Annotated in this window: 18 protein-coding genes and 1 pseudogene; 9 read left to right on the top strand and 10 right to left on the bottom strand. The window is 69.2% G+C overall.

What is annotated here, in order from left to right; genetic code table 11:
• The first annotated feature begins 5 nt into the window (after window positions 1-5).
• Window positions 6-767 (top strand): alpha/beta hydrolase, encoded by a 762-nt coding sequence (locus tag BFN01_RS01220; RefSeq protein ID WP_071640683.1) that lies wholly within the window; start codon window positions 6-8, stop codon window positions 765-767.
• Here the strand turns inward: BFN01_RS01220 and BFN01_RS01215 are convergent.
• Complete coding sequence (locus tag BFN01_RS01215) at window positions 727-1,407, bottom strand: helix-turn-helix domain-containing protein (RefSeq protein ID WP_071640681.1); 681 nt, start codon at window positions 1,405-1,407, stop codon at window positions 727-729. The genes BFN01_RS01220 and BFN01_RS01215 overlap by 41 nt on opposite strands.
• 119 nt (window positions 1,408-1,526) lie before the next feature.
• Here BFN01_RS01215 and BFN01_RS01210 point away from each other — a divergent pair, with 119 nt between their 5' ends.
• Window positions 1,527-2,741, top strand: a complete 1,215-nt coding sequence (locus BFN01_RS01210) for a globin domain-containing protein (protein WP_071640679.1) — start codon at window positions 1,527-1,529, stop codon at window positions 2,739-2,741.
• 28 nt (window positions 2,742-2,769) lie between these two features.
• Here the strand turns inward: BFN01_RS01210 and BFN01_RS01205 are convergent, their stop codons facing one another.
• The 9 genes and pseudogenes from BFN01_RS01205 to BFN01_RS01170 form a co-directional block, all read right to left on the bottom strand.
• Window positions 2,770-3,855: an adenosine deaminase gene (locus tag BFN01_RS01205; protein WP_071640677.1), complete on the bottom strand. Its 1,086-nt coding sequence runs from the start codon at window positions 3,853-3,855 to the stop codon at window positions 2,770-2,772.
• A gap of 16 nt (window positions 3,856-3,871) precedes the next feature.
• Window positions 3,872-4,086 (bottom strand): annotated as a pseudogene (locus BFN01_RS15700) (thymidine phosphorylase); the annotation flags it as partial.
• Between the two features lie 2 nt (window positions 4,087-4,088).
• Window positions 4,089-5,173, bottom strand: a 1,085-nt coding sequence (locus BFN01_RS01200) for a thymidine phosphorylase (protein WP_256220991.1), incomplete at its 3' end; no start/stop codon positions are given.
• Window positions 5,170-5,568 carry a cytidine deaminase gene (locus BFN01_RS01195; protein WP_071640673.1) on the bottom strand — a complete coding sequence of 133 codons (399 nt, stop codon included), beginning with the start codon at window positions 5,566-5,568 and terminating at the stop codon, window positions 5,170-5,172. The genes BFN01_RS01195 and BFN01_RS01200, both read right to left, overlap by 4 nt.
• 10 nt (window positions 5,569-5,578) lie before the next feature.
• On the bottom strand, window positions 5,579-6,880 hold the full coding sequence (locus tag BFN01_RS01190; RefSeq protein WP_071640671.1) for an ABC transporter permease: 1,302 nt from the start codon (window positions 6,878-6,880) through the stop codon (window positions 5,579-5,581).
• Window positions 6,877-8,172: an ABC transporter permease gene (locus BFN01_RS01185; protein WP_071640669.1), complete on the bottom strand. Its 1,296-nt coding sequence runs from the start codon at window positions 8,170-8,172 to the stop codon at window positions 6,877-6,879. The genes BFN01_RS01190 and BFN01_RS01185 overlap by 4 nt, the downstream gene beginning before the upstream one ends.
• Window positions 8,169-9,725, bottom strand: a complete 1,557-nt coding sequence (locus BFN01_RS01180; protein ID WP_071640668.1) for an ABC transporter ATP-binding protein — start codon at window positions 9,723-9,725, stop codon at window positions 8,169-8,171. The genes BFN01_RS01185 and BFN01_RS01180 overlap by 4 nt, the downstream gene beginning before the upstream one ends.
• A gap of 98 nt (window positions 9,726-9,823) precedes the next feature.
• Window positions 9,824-10,909 carry a BMP family protein gene (locus tag BFN01_RS01175; protein ID WP_071640666.1) on the bottom strand — a complete coding sequence of 362 codons (1,086 nt, stop codon included), beginning with the start codon at window positions 10,907-10,909 and terminating at the stop codon, window positions 9,824-9,826.
• Window positions 10,910-11,065: 156 nt separating this feature from the next.
• On the bottom strand, window positions 11,066-12,178 hold the full coding sequence (locus BFN01_RS01170; protein ID WP_071640664.1) for a mannose-1-phosphate guanylyltransferase: 1,113 nt from the start codon (window positions 12,176-12,178) through the stop codon (window positions 11,066-11,068).
• Between the two features lie 110 nt (window positions 12,179-12,288).
• Between BFN01_RS01170 and sdhC the strand changes: the two genes are divergently transcribed.
• From sdhC to trpS, 7 genes are all read left to right on the top strand, one after another.
• The gene (sdhC, locus tag BFN01_RS01165) at window positions 12,289-12,756 is read left to right on the top strand and encodes a succinate dehydrogenase, cytochrome b556 subunit (RefSeq protein ID WP_083428569.1); all 468 of its coding nucleotides are present in this window, start codon (window positions 12,289-12,291) and stop codon (window positions 12,754-12,756) included.
• The gene (locus BFN01_RS01160; RefSeq protein WP_071640662.1) at window positions 12,756-13,196 is read left to right on the top strand and encodes a succinate dehydrogenase hydrophobic membrane anchor subunit; all 441 of its coding nucleotides are present in this window, start codon (window positions 12,756-12,758) and stop codon (window positions 13,194-13,196) included. Before sdhC ends, BFN01_RS01160 begins: the two co-directional genes overlap by 1 nt.
• A gap of 17 nt (window positions 13,197-13,213) precedes the next feature.
• A complete protein-coding gene (gene sdhA / locus BFN01_RS01155) occupies window positions 13,214-15,019 on the top strand; it encodes a succinate dehydrogenase flavoprotein subunit (protein ID WP_071640660.1) in 1,806 nt (601 codons plus the stop codon).
• 2 nt (window positions 15,020-15,021) lie between these two features.
• The gene (locus BFN01_RS01150; protein WP_071640658.1) at window positions 15,022-15,789 is read left to right on the top strand and encodes a succinate dehydrogenase iron-sulfur subunit; all 768 of its coding nucleotides are present in this window, start codon (window positions 15,022-15,024) and stop codon (window positions 15,787-15,789) included.
• Between the two features lie 53 nt (window positions 15,790-15,842).
• Complete coding sequence (locus BFN01_RS01145) at window positions 15,843-16,790, top strand: YihY/virulence factor BrkB family protein (RefSeq protein ID WP_071640656.1); 948 nt, start codon at window positions 15,843-15,845, stop codon at window positions 16,788-16,790.
• 10 nt (window positions 16,791-16,800) lie between these two features.
• Window positions 16,801-17,694, top strand: coding sequence for an exodeoxyribonuclease III (locus BFN01_RS01140; protein WP_071640654.1), 894 nt, complete (start codon window positions 16,801-16,803; stop codon window positions 17,692-17,694).
• A gap of 64 nt (window positions 17,695-17,758) precedes the next feature.
• On the top strand, window positions 17,759-18,763 hold the full coding sequence (gene trpS, locus BFN01_RS01135; RefSeq protein WP_071640652.1) for a tryptophan--tRNA ligase: 1,005 nt from the start codon (window positions 17,759-17,761) through the stop codon (window positions 18,761-18,763).
• Window position 18,764 lies beyond the last annotated feature (1 nt).

Here is an 18,764-nt window from a genome sequence, read left to right as displayed (position 1 = left end):
CGCCGATGCCGCGGATGAGAGCGCCACGCAGCAGGGGTAGGCGGATCGTCGTCCGCGCACTGTGGTCGCTGGGGGCACTGATCGTGCTGATCGTCGTCGGGACCCTGGTGTGGACGCAGGTGGGCGTGATGTCCGCCGAACCCGATCCGCTGGCGCAGGCGAGGGCGAACCCCGCGCTCGAGATCGAGGACGCCCCTGAGGGCATCGTGCTCTCCCCCGCGGACGGCGACTCGGACGTCGGCCTGGTGTTCATCCCCGGCGCCAAGGTGCAGCCCGAGGGCTATGTCGCGACGCTGCAGGAGCTCGCCGCCGAGGACGGGATCACCGTCGTCATCACCCGACCGTGGTTGAATCTCGCGTTCTTCGATCCGCGCGGGCTGGACGCCTTCACCTCCGCCGCACCCGACGTGGACTCGTGGATGGTGGGCGGGCACTCCCTGGGCGGGGTGCGCGCCTGCCGGCTGGCACCGGACGCGGATGCCATGGTGCTGTTCGCCTCGTACTGTGCGAACGACCTGTCGGACTCCGGGGTGCCGGTGCTGAGCCTGTCCGGAAGCGAGGATGGCCAGTCGACACCCGAGAAGATCGCGGATGCGAGGGATCTGCTTCCGGCGGATGCCGAGCTCGTCGAGATCGACGGCGCCTCGCACGCGTCGTTCGGCTCCTACGGCCCGCAGGCGGGCGACGGCACTCCCACCATCACGGACGCCGCCGTGCGGGCGCAGATCACGGAGCTCGTGGGGGATCTCGCGGCGGCGGTGCGCTGACCGGGTCGGGCACGGCCCGGTCACGGGCGTGGCGCAGCAGCAGGGCACAGGAGTCCGCGGTGATGAACGGGTCGAGTTGCTCGACCTCGAGCGGACCATCGACCTGGGCGAGCGTGTCGCGCACCAGCCGGGCATGCGTGCCGCACACCGTCGACTGATCCTGCGCGAGCATCCCGCGGTAGTTGCACGGCAGCATCTCGAAGCGCAGCGCCGATTCGTCGAGGACGGGGCTGAGCCCGGCGTCATCGAGATGCTCGTACAGCACATCGAGCTGCGCCTCGGCATCCACGTCGTCCTCCCGCGCCGCGTCGCCTGACGTCGGCGGGGTCACCGCGCGCAACAGGGCACCGCGTCGACGCGCGCCGTCGACGCGACGCTGCGCCGCGGGGTTCGACCCCGCCTCCCGCACCGGGTGGTAGGCGAGCGGCGGACGGCCCCTGCTGCCCACCTGCAGCCTCTCCTCGCGCACGAGGCCCTCCTGCACGAGCACGCGCAGGTGATCTCGGGCGGTGTTGAGCGGCATCCCGCAACGTTCGGCGAGTTCGGCGATGCGCAGACCTGGCTCGCTCTGCACGGCGCGCAGCAGACGAAGGCGGCTCGGCTGAGTGAGACCGCGGTAATCGTCGACTCGGCGTGGCATTCCTTCAGGCTACGGCGCCGGCGTCTGCCGTGCTCGGAATAGAACCGGTGAAAACCCCTCCTCGCCGCCAGAGCCCGAGCGCAGAGTGGAGGGGACGCAGACCCCACGAAAGGAACGTCATGAAGCTCTCGCCCGAGTCCGAAGCAGTCGTCGCCGCCACGGCCGGCGTCGTCGCCGCGCACGCCGAGCGGATCACGAAGGTGTTCTACCCCGCCATGTTCGCGGCTCACCCCGAACTGCTGCGGGTGTTCAACCGAGCCAACCAGGCGATCGGCGAGCAGCCGAAGGCGCTCGCCGCCTCGGTGGTCGCGTTCGCGGTGCAGCTCATCGACCCCTCCGCTCCCGACTTCACTCCCGTGATGCGCCGGATCGCCCACAAGCACGTCTCCCTCGGCATCTCGGCCGGCGACTACACGATCGTCGGCCGCCATCTGCTCGACGCGGTGGGCACGGTGCTCGGCGACGCCGTCACCGCCGAGGTGCGGGCCGCCTGGGACGAGGTGTACTGGCTGTTCGCCACCGCGCTGATCGCCGAGGAGGCGCGGCTGTACGCCCTGTCGGGCACAGACCCGCAGAACCCGTGGCGCGACTACCGGGTGGTGGAGCGGTTCGAGGAGTCGGAGGACATCTTCTCGCTGCTGCTGGCACCGGTCGACGGCCTGATCCCCTCCCACCGCACCGGACAGTACGTCGCCATCGCCGTCGACCTGCCGGACGGCAGCAGACAGCCACGTCAGTACACGATCTCATCCGGTCCGCGCGGCGACTCGATCCGGGTGACGATCAAGCGAGTGCACGGGGCGGGCGGCGCACCCGACGGACAGGTCTCGACGTGGCTGTGGCAGCACGCGCAGCCCGGCACCGTGCTCGACGTCTCGCAGCCGGCGGGTGACGTCGTGCTCGACGACGAGGATCACCCGCTCGTGCTCGTCTCGGCGGGGATCGGGATCACGCCGGTCGCCGCCATCATGGAAGACCTCTCCCGCCGCCAGCCCGCCCGCACCGTGCGGCTGTTCCACGCCGACCGCGCTCATGACACGCACGCGCTGTACGCGTCGCTGCGCCGCCAGGTGCTGGCCATGCCCGATGCCAGGGCGCAGAACTGGTACGAGCGGGACGCCCTCGGCGCGCCCACCCTGCACCCGGCGCGCGAGGGCTTCATGGACCTCAGCGAGGTCGATCTGCCCGAGCACGCCTCGGTGTTCATGTGCGGTCCGCTGCCGTTCATGCAGTCCATGCGCCGCACACTCATCGGCCGCGGCGTGCCCGCCGATCGCATCCACTACGAGGTGTTCGGCCCCGATCTGTGGGCTCAGAACCCGGAAGCCGCCTGAGCGGCGTGTCGGCCGTCCGCCGAGGGGTTCAGCGCTCGAACCCCTCGGCGATCATCTCGACGAGCTCTTCGCGCTCTTCCACCGGCAGGAATGCGGCGGACGCGGCGTTGAACTGAAAGGCCTCGAGATCGTCGAGGTCGTAGCCGAACGCGTCGACCAGCAGCGAGAGCTCGCGCGTGAGCGACGTGCCGCTCATCGTGCGGTTGTCGACGTTCACGGTGACCGAGAAGCCGAGCTGGTAGAGCAGGTCGAAGGGGTGGTCCGCGACCTCATCGCCCCACTGGGCGATCGCGCCGGTCTGCAGGTTGGACGACGGCGAGAGCTCCAGCGGGATCTCCCGGTCGCGCACCCAGCGGGCCAGATCGCCGAACTGCACCTGCACCTCGTCGCCCTCGCGCTCGATGATCTGCAGGTCCTCGGCGATGCGCACGCCGTGGCCGAGGCGCAGCGCGCGTCCGTCGATCAGGGCGGAGCGGATGGATGCCGGCCCCGCGGCCTCTCCCGCGTGCACCGTGACCGGCAGGAACTCGCCGGCAAGGTAGTCGAAGGCCGCGCGGTGCTCCGACGCCGGGAAGCCGTCCTCCGGCCCGGCGATGTCGAAGCCGACGACGCCGCTCTCGCGATGACGCACGGCGAGCTCGGCGATCTCCCGCACGCGGGAGCCCTGGCGCATGGCCGAGATGATCTGACCGACCCGGATGCTGCGCCCGGCGGCATCCGCCTCATCCTCGCCCTCCTCGATGCCGCGCTGCACGGCGCGCACGGCGTCGTCCAGGCTGAGGCCGCCGGCGACGTGCTGCTCGGGTGCCCAGCGCACCTCGCCGTAGATCACGCCGTCGGCGGCGAGGTCGGCGACGAACTCGCGGGCGACCCGCGTGAGGGCTCGCTCGGACTGCATGACGGAGGTCACGAGGTCGAACGACTTCAGGTACTCCACGAGAGAGCCGGCATCGCTCTGCTGCGCGATCCAGCGACTCATCCCCTTGGGATCCTGCGCCGGGGTCTGGATACCGCCGGCATCGGCCAGCTCGAGGATCGTCGCGGGACGCACGCCGCCGTCGAGGTGGTCGTGCAGCGAGATCTTGGGCAGGGCGCGCAGCTCGTCGATCTTCATGGTGATCCTCCGGTACTCAGGCGGTGATGCGCTCGCGCACGATGGGCTGTGCGGCGGGTGCCGCTGCAGCGTCGCCGATCTCGTAGGCGCCGTCCAGCGCCTCGAGAGCGCGGGCGAAGCGCCCCTCGTCATCGGCCGACAGGGTGAACAGCGGCTCTCCGGCGGTGACCGTCTGGCCGGGCTTGACGGCGAGGTCGATGCCGGCGGCGAAGATCACCGGATCCTCGGCGCNNGCGCCGAGGCGCCACGCGGCGATGCCGAACGGCAGCGCGTCCATGCGGGTCACCACGCCGTCGCGGTCGGCGGTGACGACGTGCGTCTCCCGTGCGGTCGGCAGCGGGGCATCCGGGTCGCCGTCCTGGGCGCGGATCATCGCCTTCCAGCTGTCCATGGCGCGGCCGTCGTCGAGGGCCGCCTCGACATCCGCATCCGGCTGTCCTGCCAGCGAGAGCATCTCGCGGGCGAGGGCGAGGGTCAGCTCACGCACGTCGGCGGGTCCGCCGCCGGCGAGGATCTCCACCGACTCACGCACCTCGTTGGCGTTGCCGATCGCGAGACCGAGCGGAACGTTCATGTCGGTCAGCAGGGCGGTCGTCGCGACACCCGAGTCGGTGCCGAGCTCGACCATCGTGCGCGCCAGCTCGCGGGCCCGATCGATGTCCTGCATGAAGGCGCCGTTGCCGAACTTCACGTCGAGCACGAGCGCGTCGGTGCCCTCGGCGATCTTCTTCGACATGATGCTCGACGCGATCAGGGGGATCGCCTCGACCGTGCCGGTCACATCGCGAAGCGCGTAGAGCTTCTTGTCGGCGGGCGCGAGACCCGAGCCGGCGGCGCAGATCACCGCGCCGACGTCGGACTGCATCTGCGCGAACATCTCGTCGTTGCTGAGCGCCGCCCGCCAGCCCGGGATCGATTCGAGCTTGTCGAGCGTGCCGCCGGTGTGGCCGAGGCCGCGGCCGCTGAGCTGCGGGACCGCCACGCCGAACACGGCGACCAGCGGTGCCAGCGGCAGGGTGATCTTGTCGCCCACGCCGCCGGTGGAGTGCTTGTCGACGGTGCGCTTGCCGAGACTGGCGAAGCTCATCCGCTCCCCCGACGCGATCATCGCGTCGGTGAGCACGCGGATCTCCTCGCGCTGCATGCCGCGCTGGAAGATCGCCATCGCGAACGACGCCATCTGGGCGTCCGACACGTAGCCGCGGGTGTACGCGTCGACCATCCACCGCAGCGCCGCCTCGGGCACCACTCCGCCGTCGCGCTTGGCACGGATCACGTCGATCGCGTCGAACGCCTCGACGCCGGTCTGAGAGCTCATCGGGCGTCCTCCAGATCGCGCGGCCCGAACGCGTCGGGCAGCACCTCGTCGATGGTGCGGATGCCCGAGACGGTCTCGAGCAGCATCTCGGGGCTGGAGTGCTCGAACAGCAGCTGACGGCAGCGACCGCACGGCATGATCGTCTGTCCGTCGTTGTTCACGCAGACGAACGCGATGAGCCGACCGCCACCGGACATGTGCAGGTCGCCGACCAGAGCGCATTCGGCGCACAGGCCGACGCCGTACGAGGCGTTCTCGACGTTGCATCCGGCGACGATGCGTCCGTCGTCCACGAGCGCGGCCGCGCCCACCCGGTATCGCGAATACGGCGCGTACGCCTTCTGCATCGCCTCGGAGGCGACCTGTCTCAGCTCGTCCCAATCGATGTCGGTCACGTGTTCTCTCCTAGGACTTGATGTACGGCTCGCCGTCGGCTGCCGGCGGGCGGGAGCGCCCGACCAGGCCTGCCACGGCGAAGATCGTCACGATGTACGGCAGCATGAGCATGAACTGGCTGGGCACCGGCGAGCCGATGACGCTGAGCACGCTCTGCAGGTTGCTCGCGAAGCCGAACAGCAGTGCCGCCAGCGTCGCGCGAATCGGGTCCCACTTGCCGAAGATCACCGCGGCGAGGGCGATGAAGCCGGCTCCGGCGGTCATCTCGGGGTTGAAGCGCGGCACCGAGACCAGTGTGAAGAACGCGCCTCCCATGCCCGCGACGGCACCGGCGATGAGCACGTTCATGTAGCGCGTGCGCGCGACGTTGATGCCCACCGTGTCGGCCGCCTGCGGGTGCTCGCCGACCGCGCGCAGTCGCAGACCCCAGCGGGTGCGGTACATGCCGTACCAGACGACGAACACGATGACGTACATCAGGTACACCACGATCGTCTGGCGGAACAGGATCGGCCCGAGCACGGGGATGTCGCTGAGCAGCGGGATCGGCAGGTCGCGGAACGGCTCGACGGTGTTCAGCGCCGCCTGGTTGGGGGCGAGCACCTGTCGGAACAGGAACGTGGTCACGCCGATCACGAGGACGTTGAGCACCACACCGACGATCACCTGGTCCACGTAGTACGTGATGGCGAACACCCCGAGGATCACCGCGACCAGCACGCCCGCCAGCATCGCGGCGATGAGGCCCGCCCAGGGCGTGCCCACGGCCGAGGCGACGATGGCCGCGGTGAACGCGCCTGCCAGCAGCTGCGCCTCGATCGCGATGTTCACGACGCCGGCGCGCTCGCCGATCACGCCGCCCAGCGCGCCGAAGATCAGCGGGGTGGCCAGCGCGAGACCGCCGCTGAGCAGTCCGATCATGGGCAGCGTCCCCGAGCTGCCCGCGGCCGCCCAGGCGAGGAATCCGAAGATCAGCACGACGACGTACACCGCGATGAGCCACATCGGCACGCGACGATGCGCGCGGGTGAGCATCACCGCCGCGACGCTGATCGCGGCGCCGATGACGACGCAGACCCACGCGGTCGCCGTGCCCGGCACGACGACAGAGGGCAGCGCGATGATCTCGCTGCCGGCGGTGAAGCGGAACGTCGCGTCGCCGGCGCGTGGGATCAGCAGCGGCAGCAGCGCCACCAGCACCGTCAGCACGCTGAGGATGATGGGCGTCTTCCACGACACCACGCTCACCTGACGCAGTTCGGCCTGCACGCTCTGCGGGCTCTGTCCTGTCTGTGCGGTCTGAGTGCTCATCCCGCCACCTCCTCGGCCTCGGCGCGCTTCGTTCGTCGCTCGGCCGCGCGCCGCTCACGCCGGCTCGGGCGGCCCGGCTGCGGCAGACCGAACATGGCGCGCACGAGCGGCGGCGCCGCGATGAACAGCACGATCAGGGACTGCACGACGAGCACGATCTCGATCGGGACGCCCTGCGACGCCTGCATGGTGAAGCCACCGGTCTTGAAAGCGCCGAACAGCAGTCCGGCGAACAGGATGCCGAGCGGACGGGAGCGCCCCAGCAGGGCGACGGTGATCGCGTCGAACCCGATGCCGGCGTCGATGCCGCCGCTGAAGCCCTTCGGCTCGGTGCCGAGCACCTGGCTGACTCCGGCGAGACCGACCAGCGCGCCCGCGATGAGCATGACGCTGAGGTAGGTCCGGCCGACGGAGATGCCGGCCGTGCGCGCGGCATCCGGGTTCTCCCCCACCGCGCGGAACCGGAAGCCCAGCCCGGAGCGCTCCAGCAGCCACCAGGTGATGGCGACCGCCACCAGCGCGAGCAGGAATCCGATGTGCAGCTTGTAGCTGGGTCCGAGCAGCAGCGGCATGACGGCCGACTCGGCCATCGGTGCGGTCTTCGGGTTGCTCGAGCCCGGCGCCTGCAGCACGCCCTGGGTGGCGAGCATCCACGCCAGCAGGTACACGGCGATGTTGTTCAGCATGATCGTCGTGATCACCTCGTGCGCGCCCGTGCGCGCCTTGAGGATGCCGGCGATCCCCGCCCACAGCGCGCCGGCGATGATGCCGGCGACGAGAGCGACGAGCAGGTGCAGCGGGAAGGGCAGGTCCCACGCGGTGGCGACGTACCCGGCGGCGGCGGCGGCCATGAGCATCTGACCCTGACCGCCGATGTTGAACAGCCCGGCGCGGAATGCCAGGCCGACGCCCAGGCCCGCGGCGATCAGCGGCGTGGCGAACTTCAGCGTCTCGGTGAGCGGGCGGATGGCGATCGCGAACGAGTCGGCGTTGAAGTTGTAGATCGATCCGCGGAACAGCGCAGCGTACGCGCCGCCGACGGCCTGGCCGATCGCGCTCAGCGTGTCGCCGGGGGCGGCGAAGAAGTAGCCTGCCGCGGCCTGCACGTCGGGGTCGGTCAGCGCGATCATCAGCGAGCCCACGATGACGGCCGCCACGACGGCGAACACGGTCGTCAGAGCGCTTCCGGTCGCGATCTGCATGAGGGCCGCCCGCCAGCGCTGCGGCCGCTGCGGCTTCTGCGGCTGAAGCGCCTTGTCGGAGTCGGGGATCTGCGTCTGCGCGACGGTCATGCCTGCGCTCCTTCGCTCGGGGCTGCGCCGACGGAGACCTCGCGAGCCGCGTCCTCGGCGCTGGCGCCGGCCATCATCAGGCCCAGCTGATCGCGGGGGGTGTCGCCGGGGACGATGCCGACCACACGACCCCGGTACATCACGAGGATGCGATCGGCGAGGGCCGCGACCTCGTCGAGCTCTGTGGAGATGACGACCACCGGAACACCGGTGTCGCGCGTCTCGATGATGCGCTTGTGGATGAACTCGATCGATCCCACGTCGACGCCTCGGGTTGGCTGGGCGGCGACGAACAGGGACAGGTCGCGGCTGAGCTCGCGCGCCAGCACGACCTTCTGCTGGTTGCCGCCCGACAGCCGACCGGCCGCCTGCGACGGACCCTGCGTGCGGATGTCGAACTCCGCGATCTTCTGCTTGGCGAACTCCATCAGACGGCGCAGCTGCAGCGCGCCGCTCGTGACGAACGGCGCGCCGTGGGAGCGGTCGAGCATGAGGTTCTCCGCGATGGAGAACTCCTTGACGAGTCCGTCGACGCCACGGTCCTCGGGGACGAAACCGACGCCGGCATCGAGGATGTGCCGCACGCTGCGCCCGCGCAGCTCTTCGCCGTTCAGGCGGATGCTGCCCTGCACGCGCGCCTGCAGACCGAGCAGCGCCTCGGTGAGCTCGGTCTGTCCGTTGCCCTGCACACCGGCGATCGCGAGCACCTCTCCGCCGCGGACGGTGAAGGACACGTCGTCGACGAGCACGGTGCCCAGGACATCGCTGACGGTGAGGTTCTCGACGACCAGTGCATGGTCGGTCAGCTGAGGCGGGTTCTTGTGCACGGTGAGCTCCACCGCACGGCCGACCATCAGCGAGGCGAGCTCCGCGTTCGACGCGGTCGGCGAGGCCTCGCCGACCACCTTGCCCAGCCTGATCACGGTGATGCGGTCGGCCACCTCTCGCACCTCGCGCAGCTTGTGCGTGATGAACACGATCGATGTGCCGCGCTCCTTGAGCTGGCGCATCGTGGCCATGAGCTCGTCGGTCTCCTGCGGAGTGAGCACGGCGGTCGGCTCGTCGAAGACGAGCACGCGGGCCTCGCGCGAGAGCGCTTTGATGATCTCCACGCGCTGCTGCACGCCCACGGGCAGGTCGGCGACGAGAGCGTCGGGGTCGACGTCGAAGCCGAAGCGGTCGGATATCTCACGCACCTTCGAGCGGGCCGCCGCGAGATCCAGCCGGCCGCCGAACGTCGTCTCCTCGTGACCGAGCATCACGTTCTCCGCCACGGTGAACACCGGGATGAGCATGAAGTGCTGGTGCACCATGCCGATGCCCGCGGCCATCGCGTCGCCGGGCCCGGAGAAGCGCTGCACGCGCCCGTCGAGGAGGATCTGACCCTCGTCGGCCTGGTACAGCCCGTACAGCACGTTCATCAGCGTGGACTTGCCGGCGCCGTTCTCGCCGAGGAGGCAGTGGATCTCACCCGCCTGCACCTCGAGGTCGATGTGGTCGTTGGCTGTCAGTGCGCCGAACCTCTTCGTTATGCCGCGCAGCTCGAGCTTCATGTGTCGATCCTATTCGTGATGTGTCCTCGCGCCGGGGATCGCCCGGGCAGACGACATCGGGGAGGCCGGCACGACCGGCCTCCCCGATGCGGTTCCTCTTAGTTGTCGAGGTAGGAGGTGACGGTGATCGAACCGTCGATGATCTCCTGCTTGATCTCGGCGACCTTCTTCACCAGCTCGGCGTCGACCTTGCTCTCGAACTCGTGCAGCGGCGCGATGCCGACGCCCTCGTTCTCCAGGGTGCCGATGTAGGCCTCACCGTCGAACTCGCCTTCGGCGCTGGCCATCACGGCCTCGTAGGTCGACAGGTCCATCGCCTTGAGCACAGAGGTGAGCACGAAGTCGGCGGTGGTCGGGTCGGTCTCGAACAGGTCCGCGTCCGCGCCGATCAGCGCGATGTCCTTGCCCGAGTCCTTGATGGCCTGCAGGCCGGACTGGTAGATCGGACCGCCGACCGGGAAGAGCACGTCGACGCCCTGGTCGATGATGTTCTTCGCGACCGTCTTGGCGCTCTGGTTGGCCTCGAAGCCGCCGGTGAACGATCCGGTCGTGCCGTCCCAGCCGACCACGGCGACCGAGGTGCCGTTCTTCTCGTTGTAGTGGTCGACGCCCTGCTTGAAGCCGTCCATGAAGATCGTCACGGTCGGGAACTCCATGCCGCCGAACGTGCCCACCTTGCCGGTCTTGGAGTAGCCGGCCGACATGTATCCGGCGAGGAACGCGGCCTCAGCCGTGTTGTACAGCAGCGGCTTGACGTTGTCCGGCTTGCTGTCGCCGCCGGCGTCGTCGACGAGGATGAAGTCCGTCTCGGCGTTCGCCTCGGCGGCGTCGACCGTGGCCTGCGACAGCGCGAAGCCCACGGCGACGATGGCGTTGCAGCCTTCGGAGACCATGTTGTCGATGTTCGGGCCGTACTCGGTCTCGGCGTTCGACTCCGCCTCGCGGAACGTGGCGCCGAGCTCATCGGCGGCCTTCTTGGTGCCCTCGTAGGACAGCTGGTTGAAGGACTTGTCGTCGAAACCGCCGGCATCCGAGACGATGCACGCGGAGAAGTCGGACTTGTCGCCGTTGCCGCCGTCCGCGCCAGGGTTGTCTGCGGGAGCCTGGCCGCACGCGGCGAGGCTCAGGACGACGCCGGCGGCGACGGTGGCGCCGAGCAGCTTCTTGGTGATGGAGATGGACACTCATGCCTCCCGGGTGATCTCCGCGGACATCGCGGATCGCTCGAGGTTACCCAGTGTTACGCGCTTCCCGCACGCGCGCCCCGGATGTGCTGGCGAAAGGTTACAAATCCGCAATGATGACCGTCCGGCGGTCGTCGACTCTACCGGCGGCGAAGCTCAGAGCACGTCGCCGCGGCCAGTGAGCTTGAGGGACTCGACGACGCCCTTGACCCGCTGCGCGTGCTCGACCGTGGTCACCAGCAGCGCGTCCTCGGTGTCGACGACGACGATGTCCTGCACCCCGACCAGGCTGATCACGCGCGAGGTCTGGGACACGAGGATGCCGCTGGCGGCATCCGAGAGCACGCGAGCCCGCGGACCCAGCACGGCGAGGTCGTTCTTGCGACCGTTGGTGATGAGCTTCGTCAGCGAGGCGAAGTCGCCCACGTCGTCCCAGTCGAAGTGACCGGGAACGACGGCGAGCCTGCCGCGTTCGGCGGCCGGCTCGGCCACCGCGTAGTCGATGGCGATCTTCTTCAGCCGGGGCCAGATGCGATCGACCGCCGGCCCTCGCAGGTCGCGGTCGTCCCATGCCTCGGCGAGCTCCATCAGCCCGGCATGCAGCTCGGGCTCGTTGATCCGCAGCTCGTCGAGCAGCACGCTCGCCTTCGCGATGAACATGCCCGCGTTCCAGAGGTGCTCGCGGTCGGCGACATAGGCCTTCGCCGTCTCGAGGTCGGGCTTCTCGACGAAGCGCTCGACGAGGGCCGCCTCGCGCGCGCCGTCGACGACGAGCTCCTCGCCCTTCTTGATGTACCCGAAGCCGATGGCGGGCTCGGTGGGGGTGATCCCGATCGTGCAGATGTATCCCTCCCGCGCGACCTCGACGGCATCGCCCACGGCGAACTCGAACACGCGTGTGCCGCGGATCACGTGATCGGCGCTGAACGACCCGATGATGACGTCGGGGTCGCGGCGGTGCAGGATCGCCGCGGCGAGTCCGATCGCCGCGGCGGACTCGCGCGGCTCGGACTCGAGGAACACGTTCGCGTCGGGGATGCCAGGCAGCTGCGCCTCGACGGCGGCGCGATGCGCTCGCCCCGTCACCACCGCGATGCGGTCCGCTCCGGCGAGGGGCTCCAGACGGTCCCACGTGTCGCGCAGCAGCGAGTGCCCCGATCCGGTCAGGTCGTGGAGGAACTTCGGGGCATCCGCCCGCGACAGCGGCCAGAGCCGACTGCCGATGCCGCCCGCCGGGATCACCGCGTAGAAGTCGTCGATTCGCGCCATGGCTCCAACCTAGCCGTGCGTGCGGACGCGCCGATCGGATAAGGGTCGCCTTCGTCGCCCCGCCCGTCCGGACGGGAATAGGATGGACACGGTCGGGCGTGCCCGGATGCATGCACGACGTCTCATCGATCAGGGAGGACGACGTGTCCACGAGCACACGCTTGACACCGTCGGTTTCGGAGACCACGTCGAGGTCTCCACGCGGCACACTGTATCGGGGCCGCGAAGGCATGTGGTCGTGGGTGCTGCACCGCATCACCGGCGTCGCGATCTTCTTCTTCCTTCTGGTGCACGTCCTCGACACGTCGCTCATCCGCGTCTCCCCCGAGGCGTACGACGCGGTGATCGGCACGTACAAGAACCCGATCATGGCGTTCGGCGAGGTGGTGCTGGTCGCAGGCATCGCGTTCCACGCCTTCAACGGCCTGCGCATCATCGTCGTCGACTTCTGGTCGAAGGGCGCGAAGTATCAGCGCCAGCTGTTCTGGATCGTCCTCGGGCTGTGGGCCGTGGTGATGGCCGGCTTCGTGCCGCGCCACCTCGCCCTCGCGTTCGCCGGATTCGGAGGGGGCAACTGATGTCCGCGCAGACCATCGCACCCGCCCGCCGCCAGCGCGGCGTCAACCTCGAGAAGTGGGGCTGGCTGTTCATGCGCGGCTCGGGCGTGCTGCTGATCGTGCTGATCTTCGGCCACCTGTTCGTGAACCTGATGGTCGGCGACGGCATCCACGCGATCGACTTCGGCTTCGTCGCCGGCAAGTACGCCACTCCGTTCTGGCAGTGGTGGGACGTGCTGATGCTGTGGCTCGCGCTGATCCACGGCTCCAACGGCATGCGCACGATCGTCAACGACTACGTCACGCACGAGAAGGCCCGCAAGGCTCTCGTCTGGGCGCTGGGCCTGGCGGCGGCGCTCCTCATCATCCTCGGCACCCTCGTGGTGTTCACGTTCGATCCCTGCGCGGGCGTCTTCGAAGACGGCGCCATGTGGGAGACCTGCCAGGCACTGGGCAAGTAAGCGAAGAAGGCAGATCATTGACTACGCAGACCTCTGACTCCGTCGTGCGCGACGGCGTGCACTACCACCAGTTCGACATCGTGATCGTGGGCGCCGGCGGCGCCGGCATGCGCGCGGCCATCGAGGCCGGCCCCGGCGCGAAGACCGCCGTGATCACGAAGCTGTACCCCACGCGCTCGCACACCGGTGCGGCGCAGGGCGGCATGGCCGCAGCCCTCGCGAACGTCGAGGACGACAACTGGGAGTGGCACACCTACGACACGGTCAAGGGCGGCGACTACCTCGTCGACCAGGATGCCGCGGAGATCCTCGCGAGGGAGGCCATCGACGCGGTCATCGACCTCGAGAACATGGGCCTGCCCTTCAACCGCACGCCCGACGGCAAGATCGACCAGCGCCGCTTCGGCGGCCACACGGCCGAGCACGGCAAGACGCCCGTGCGCCGGGCCTGCTACGCGGCTGACCGCACCGGTCACATGATCCTGCAGACCCTGTTCCAGAACTGCGTCAAGCTCGGCATCAACTTCTTCAACGAGTTCTACGTGCTCGACCTGATCACGGTGAAGGACGCCGCGGGCGCGACGCAGGTCGCGGGCGTGGTCGCGTACGACCTGGCCACCGGCGACCTGCACGTCTTCCAGTCGAAGGCCGTCATCTTCGCCACCGGCGGCTTCGGCAAGATCTTCAAGACCACCTCCAACGCGCACACCCTGACCGGCGACGGCGTCGGCATCGTCTGGCGCAAGGGTCTGCCCCTGGAGGACCTGGAGTTCTTCCAGTTCCATCCGACGGGTCTGGCCGGCCTCGGCATCCTCCTCACCGAGGGCGCCCGCGGTGAGGGAGCCATCCTGCGCAACGCCTCTGGCGAGCGCTTCATGGAGCGCTACGCCCCCACGATCAAGGACCTCGCACCGCGCGACATCGTGGCCCGCAGCATGGTGCAGGAGGTGCTCGAGGGTCGCGGCGCCGGCCCGCACAAGGACTACGTCCTGCTGGACTGCACGCACCTGGGTGCGGAGGTGCTCGAGACCAAGCTGCCCGACATCACCGAGTTCGCCCGCACCTACCTGGGCGTCGACCCGGTGGTCGAGCCGGTGCCGGTGATGCCGACCGCGCACTACGCGATGGGCGGCATCCCGACCAACAACGACGCGGAGGTGCTCGCCGACAACTCGACCGTGGTCCCCGGACTGTACGCCGCCGGTGAGTGCGCCTGCGTCTCCGTGCACGGCTCGAACCGCCTGGGCACCAACTCGCTGCTCGACATCAACGTGTTCGGCAAGCGCGCCGGACGCAACGCCGTCGAGTACGTCAAGACCGCCGACTTCGTGCCGCTGCCCGAGAACCCGGCCGGGTTCGTCAAGGACATGGTCGAGGACCTGCGCAACAACCAGGGCACCGAGCGCATCGCCGTGCTGCGCAAGACGCTGCAGGACGAGATGGACAAGGGCGCCCAGGTGTTCCGCACCGAGGAGTCGCTGACGCACGTGCTGGGCGTCATCGCCGAGCTGCGCGAGCGCTACAAGAACATCCACGTCGACGACAAGGGCAAGCGCTTCAACACCGACCTGCTCGAGGCCGTCGAGCTGGGCTTCCTGCTCGACATCGCCGAGGTCGTCGTCTACGCCGCGCGCAACCGCAAGGAGAGCCGTGGCGGCCACATGCGCGACGACTTCCCGAAGCGCGACGACGAGAACTACATGAAGCACACGATGGCCTACCTGGTCGGCGACGCGCACTCGTCGGTCGCCTCCGACCACATCAAGCTGGACTGGAAGCCCGTGGTCATCACGAACTACCAGCCCATGGAGAGGAAGTACTGATCATGACCGATGTCGTAGAGGCACCCGCCGACGCCGCGAACGACTCTGGAGTGCAGTCCTTCCTGGTCACCTTCAACATCCGCCGCTTCGATCCGGAGGTCGACGAGGAGCCGCGCTGGGTCGATTACGACGTCGAGCTGTACGCGACCGACCGCGTGCTCGACGCGCTGCACAAGATCAAGTGGGAGGTCGACGGCTCGCTGTCGTTCCGCCGCTCGTGCGCCCACGGCATCTGCGGCTCGGATGCGATGCGCATCAACGGCCGCAACCGCCTCGCCTGCAAGACGCTGATCAAGGACCTCGACATCTCGAAGCCGATCTACGTCGAGGCCATCAAGGGTCTGCCGCTGGAGAAGGATCTCATCGTCGACATGGAGCCGTTCTTCGCCTCCTACCGCGAGGTGCAGCCCTTCCTCATCGCCAACTCCTCCCCCGAGAAGGGCAAGGAGCGCGTGCAGTCCATCGCCGACCGGGCGATCTTCGACGACACCACCAAGTGCATCCTGTGCGCCGCGTGCACCTCGTCGTGCCCGATCTTCTGGACCGACGGGCAGTACTTCGGTCCGGCGGCGATCGTGAACGCGCACCGCTTCATCTTCGACTCGCGCGACGACGCGGGCGACGTGCGCCTGGACATCCTCAACGACAAGGAGGGCGTGTGGCGCTGCCGCACGACCTTCAACTGCACCGAGGCCTGCCCCCGCGGGATCGAGGTCACCAAGGCTATCGCCGAGGTCAAGAAGGCCGTCCTGCGCGGCGGCCCGCGCTGAGCGCTGCCAGAGCGATGCGCGCCCGACTGACTCGTTCAGCCGGGCGCGCTGCTGTGTGGGGGCGACGGGTCGCCGCTCTGTTCCCGGTGCGTGTGTGGCGGCACTTCCTGCGCCGCAACGGCTTCCTGCTCTCGGCGGGCATGGCGTACCAGACGCTGTTCGCGCTGTTCGCGCTGCTCTACGTCGCCTTCGCCGGTGCCGGTGTCTGGGTCGGCGGCAGCGACGTCGCGGTCGACGCCATGATCCGGATCGTGAACAGCTACATCCCCGGCTTCATCGGGGTGGATGCCATCGTCGCCCCCGACGCAGTGCGCGAGGTGGCCACCTCGGCCACCGGTGCGTTCACCCTCACCGGCGCCATCGCGGCTGTCGTCGTCATCTGGACCGGGATCGGCGCGGTCACCTTCACCCGGCGCGCGGTGCGCGGCATCTTCGGTCTGCCGTTCGACACCAGGAGCTACGTGCTGCTGAAACTGCGCGACGCCGTGGCGGCGCTCGCGTTCGGGATGAGCCTGCTGCTGGGCGCGGCGATCAGCTTCGGCGGCGTCTGGGCTCTGCGCACGCTGGTCGAGATGCTCGGGCTGGAGGTGCCGAGCGCGCTGGTGCGCTCCCTGGTCTCGATCTCCTCCGTGCTCGTCGTCATCGTGATCGACGTCGCGGCCATCGCCGCCCTGGTGCGCTTCCTCACCGGCGCGGTCGTGCGGTGGCGGCGGATCCTGCCCGGTGCCGTGCTCGGCGGCATCGCGGTCGCCGTGCTGCAGCTCGGCGCCGGCCTGCTGGCCGCGCACACGCCGGGGAACCCGCTGCTGGCGACCTTCGCGGTGACCGTCGGGCTTCTGCTGTGGTGCCGGGTGATCGCGGCGGTGATCCTGCTCGCGGCGTCCTGGATCGCGTTGAGCGCCGGCGACCGCAACGAGCCGGTGCGCGACAGCGGCGGGCTGCGTCCGCTGCGTGCGACGGCCGCGCGGGGCCCGCGACGGGATGCCCGATCCCGTCGTTAGGCTGGATGCCATGCCCCATCTGCGTATCGCCTCCGTCAACGTCAACGGCGTCCGCGCCGCCGTCCGCAACGGGATGCACGGGTGGCTCGAGCAGGCCGATGTCGACATCCTCACGCTGCAGGAGGTGCGCGCCGACGACGAGCATCTCGCGGCCGCGTTCCCCGACTGGCAGATCGTGCACGACAAGGCCACGTCGAAGGGCAGGGCCGGCGTCGCCGTGCTCAGCCGCACCCCGGCACTCGCGTCGCGCACCGCGCTCGGCGCCGACGACTTCGATTCCGCGGGCCGCTGGATCGAGGCCGACTTCCAGATCGGCGGTGCGCCGCTCACGGTGGTCAGCGCCTACGTGCACTCCGGCGAGGCCGACACCCCGAAACAGGACGAGAAGTGGAAGTTCCTCGACGCGATGAGCGTGCGCATGGCGTCGCTGGGCGCTGACGACGCGCACGCGCTCGTCACCGGAGATCTCAACGTCGGCCACCGCCCGTTCGACATCCTGAACTGGAAGGGCAACGTGAAGAAGTCCGGCTTCCTCGCACGCGAGCGGGCCTACTTCGATCGCCTCCTCGGCGCCGCCGGCGAGCGAGTGGTCGGTCAGGAGGGCGTCGGCCGGGGAATAGTGGGGCAGCTCAGCGACACCCGCCCGTTCGCGGCGGAGGGCGGTGGGCTGGGGCTCGGCTGGATAGACGTGGGTCGCGCGCATCACGGCGAGGTTCCCGGTCCGTACACCTGGTGGTCGATGCGCGGGAAGGCGTTCGACAACAACAGCGGCTGGCGGATCGACTACCACCTGGCGACCCCGCCGCTTGCTGCTCGCGCCACCGGGTACACCGTCGCGCGCGCCGAGACCTACGCGGAGCGCTGGAGCGATCACGCGCCGGTGATCGTGGACTACACCTGCTGACCCTGCCACGGGCTCGGGGACGCCGGGCGACAGGGGACCGACCCGAGACGCATAGGATTGCTTCGTGACCAGACCACGCCTCTACTCCGGAATGCAGCCCTCCGCCGACTCCCTCCAGGCCGGCAACTACATCGGGGCGCTTCTGCAGTGGCGTGAGATGCAGTCCTCGTACGACGCGTTCTTCTCCGTGGTCGACCTGCATGCGATCACCGTGCCGCAGAACCCGGAAGAGCTGCGCGAGAAGACCCGTCGCACGGCTGCCCAGTACATCGCCGCCGGCATCGAGCCCTCGAAGTCGACGCTGTACGTGCAGTCGCACGTGCGCGCGCACGCGGAGCTCGCCTGGATTCTCAGCACCATCACCGGCTTCGGCGAGGCCGGGCGGATGACCCAGTTCAAGGACAAGTCGCAGCGCTACGGCCAGGACTCCACCTCGGTGGGCCTGTTCACCTACCCCGTGCTGATGGCCGCCGACATCCTGCTCTACCAGAGTGAGCTGGTGCCGGTGGGCGACGACCAGAAGCAGCACGTCGAGCTGACGCGTGACCTCGCTGAGCGCTTCAACAGCCGATTCGGCACGACCTTCACGGTGCCCACCCCGGTGATCCAGAAGGACACCGCGCGCATCTACGACCTGCAGAACCCGACCTCGAAGATGTCGAAGTCGGCCGAGAGCGACGCGGGTGTCCTGTGGCTGCTCGACGATCCGGCGAAGTCCGCCAAGAAGATCATGCGCGCCGTGACCGACAACGAAGGCTCGGTGCGCTTCGACCGCGAGAACAAGCCAGGGGTGTCGAACCTGCTGACGATCTACGCCGCGCTCACCGGCCGCCAGGTGGGCTCGATCGAGGACGAGTACGCCGGTCGTGGGTACGGCGACTTCAAGAAGGGGCTGGCCGAGGTCGTCGTGGACGAATTCGGTCCTGTGCGCGAGCGCGCGAACGCCCTGCTCGACGACCCGGCCGAGCTGGACAGACTCCTGGCCGCGAACGCGGCCAGAGCCGACGAGGTCGCCGACGCCACCCTCGCGGACGTCTACCAGCGCGTCGGGCTGCTGCGTCGCGTCTGAG

Source organism: Microbacterium sp. AR7-10 (assembly GCF_001878835.1).
Taxonomy (GTDB): domain Bacteria; phylum Actinomycetota; class Actinomycetes; order Actinomycetales; family Microbacteriaceae; genus Microbacterium; species Microbacterium commune.
The sequence above is the reverse complement of the archived record's forward strand: the minus strand, read 5'-3'. Positions and strand labels throughout refer to the sequence as shown.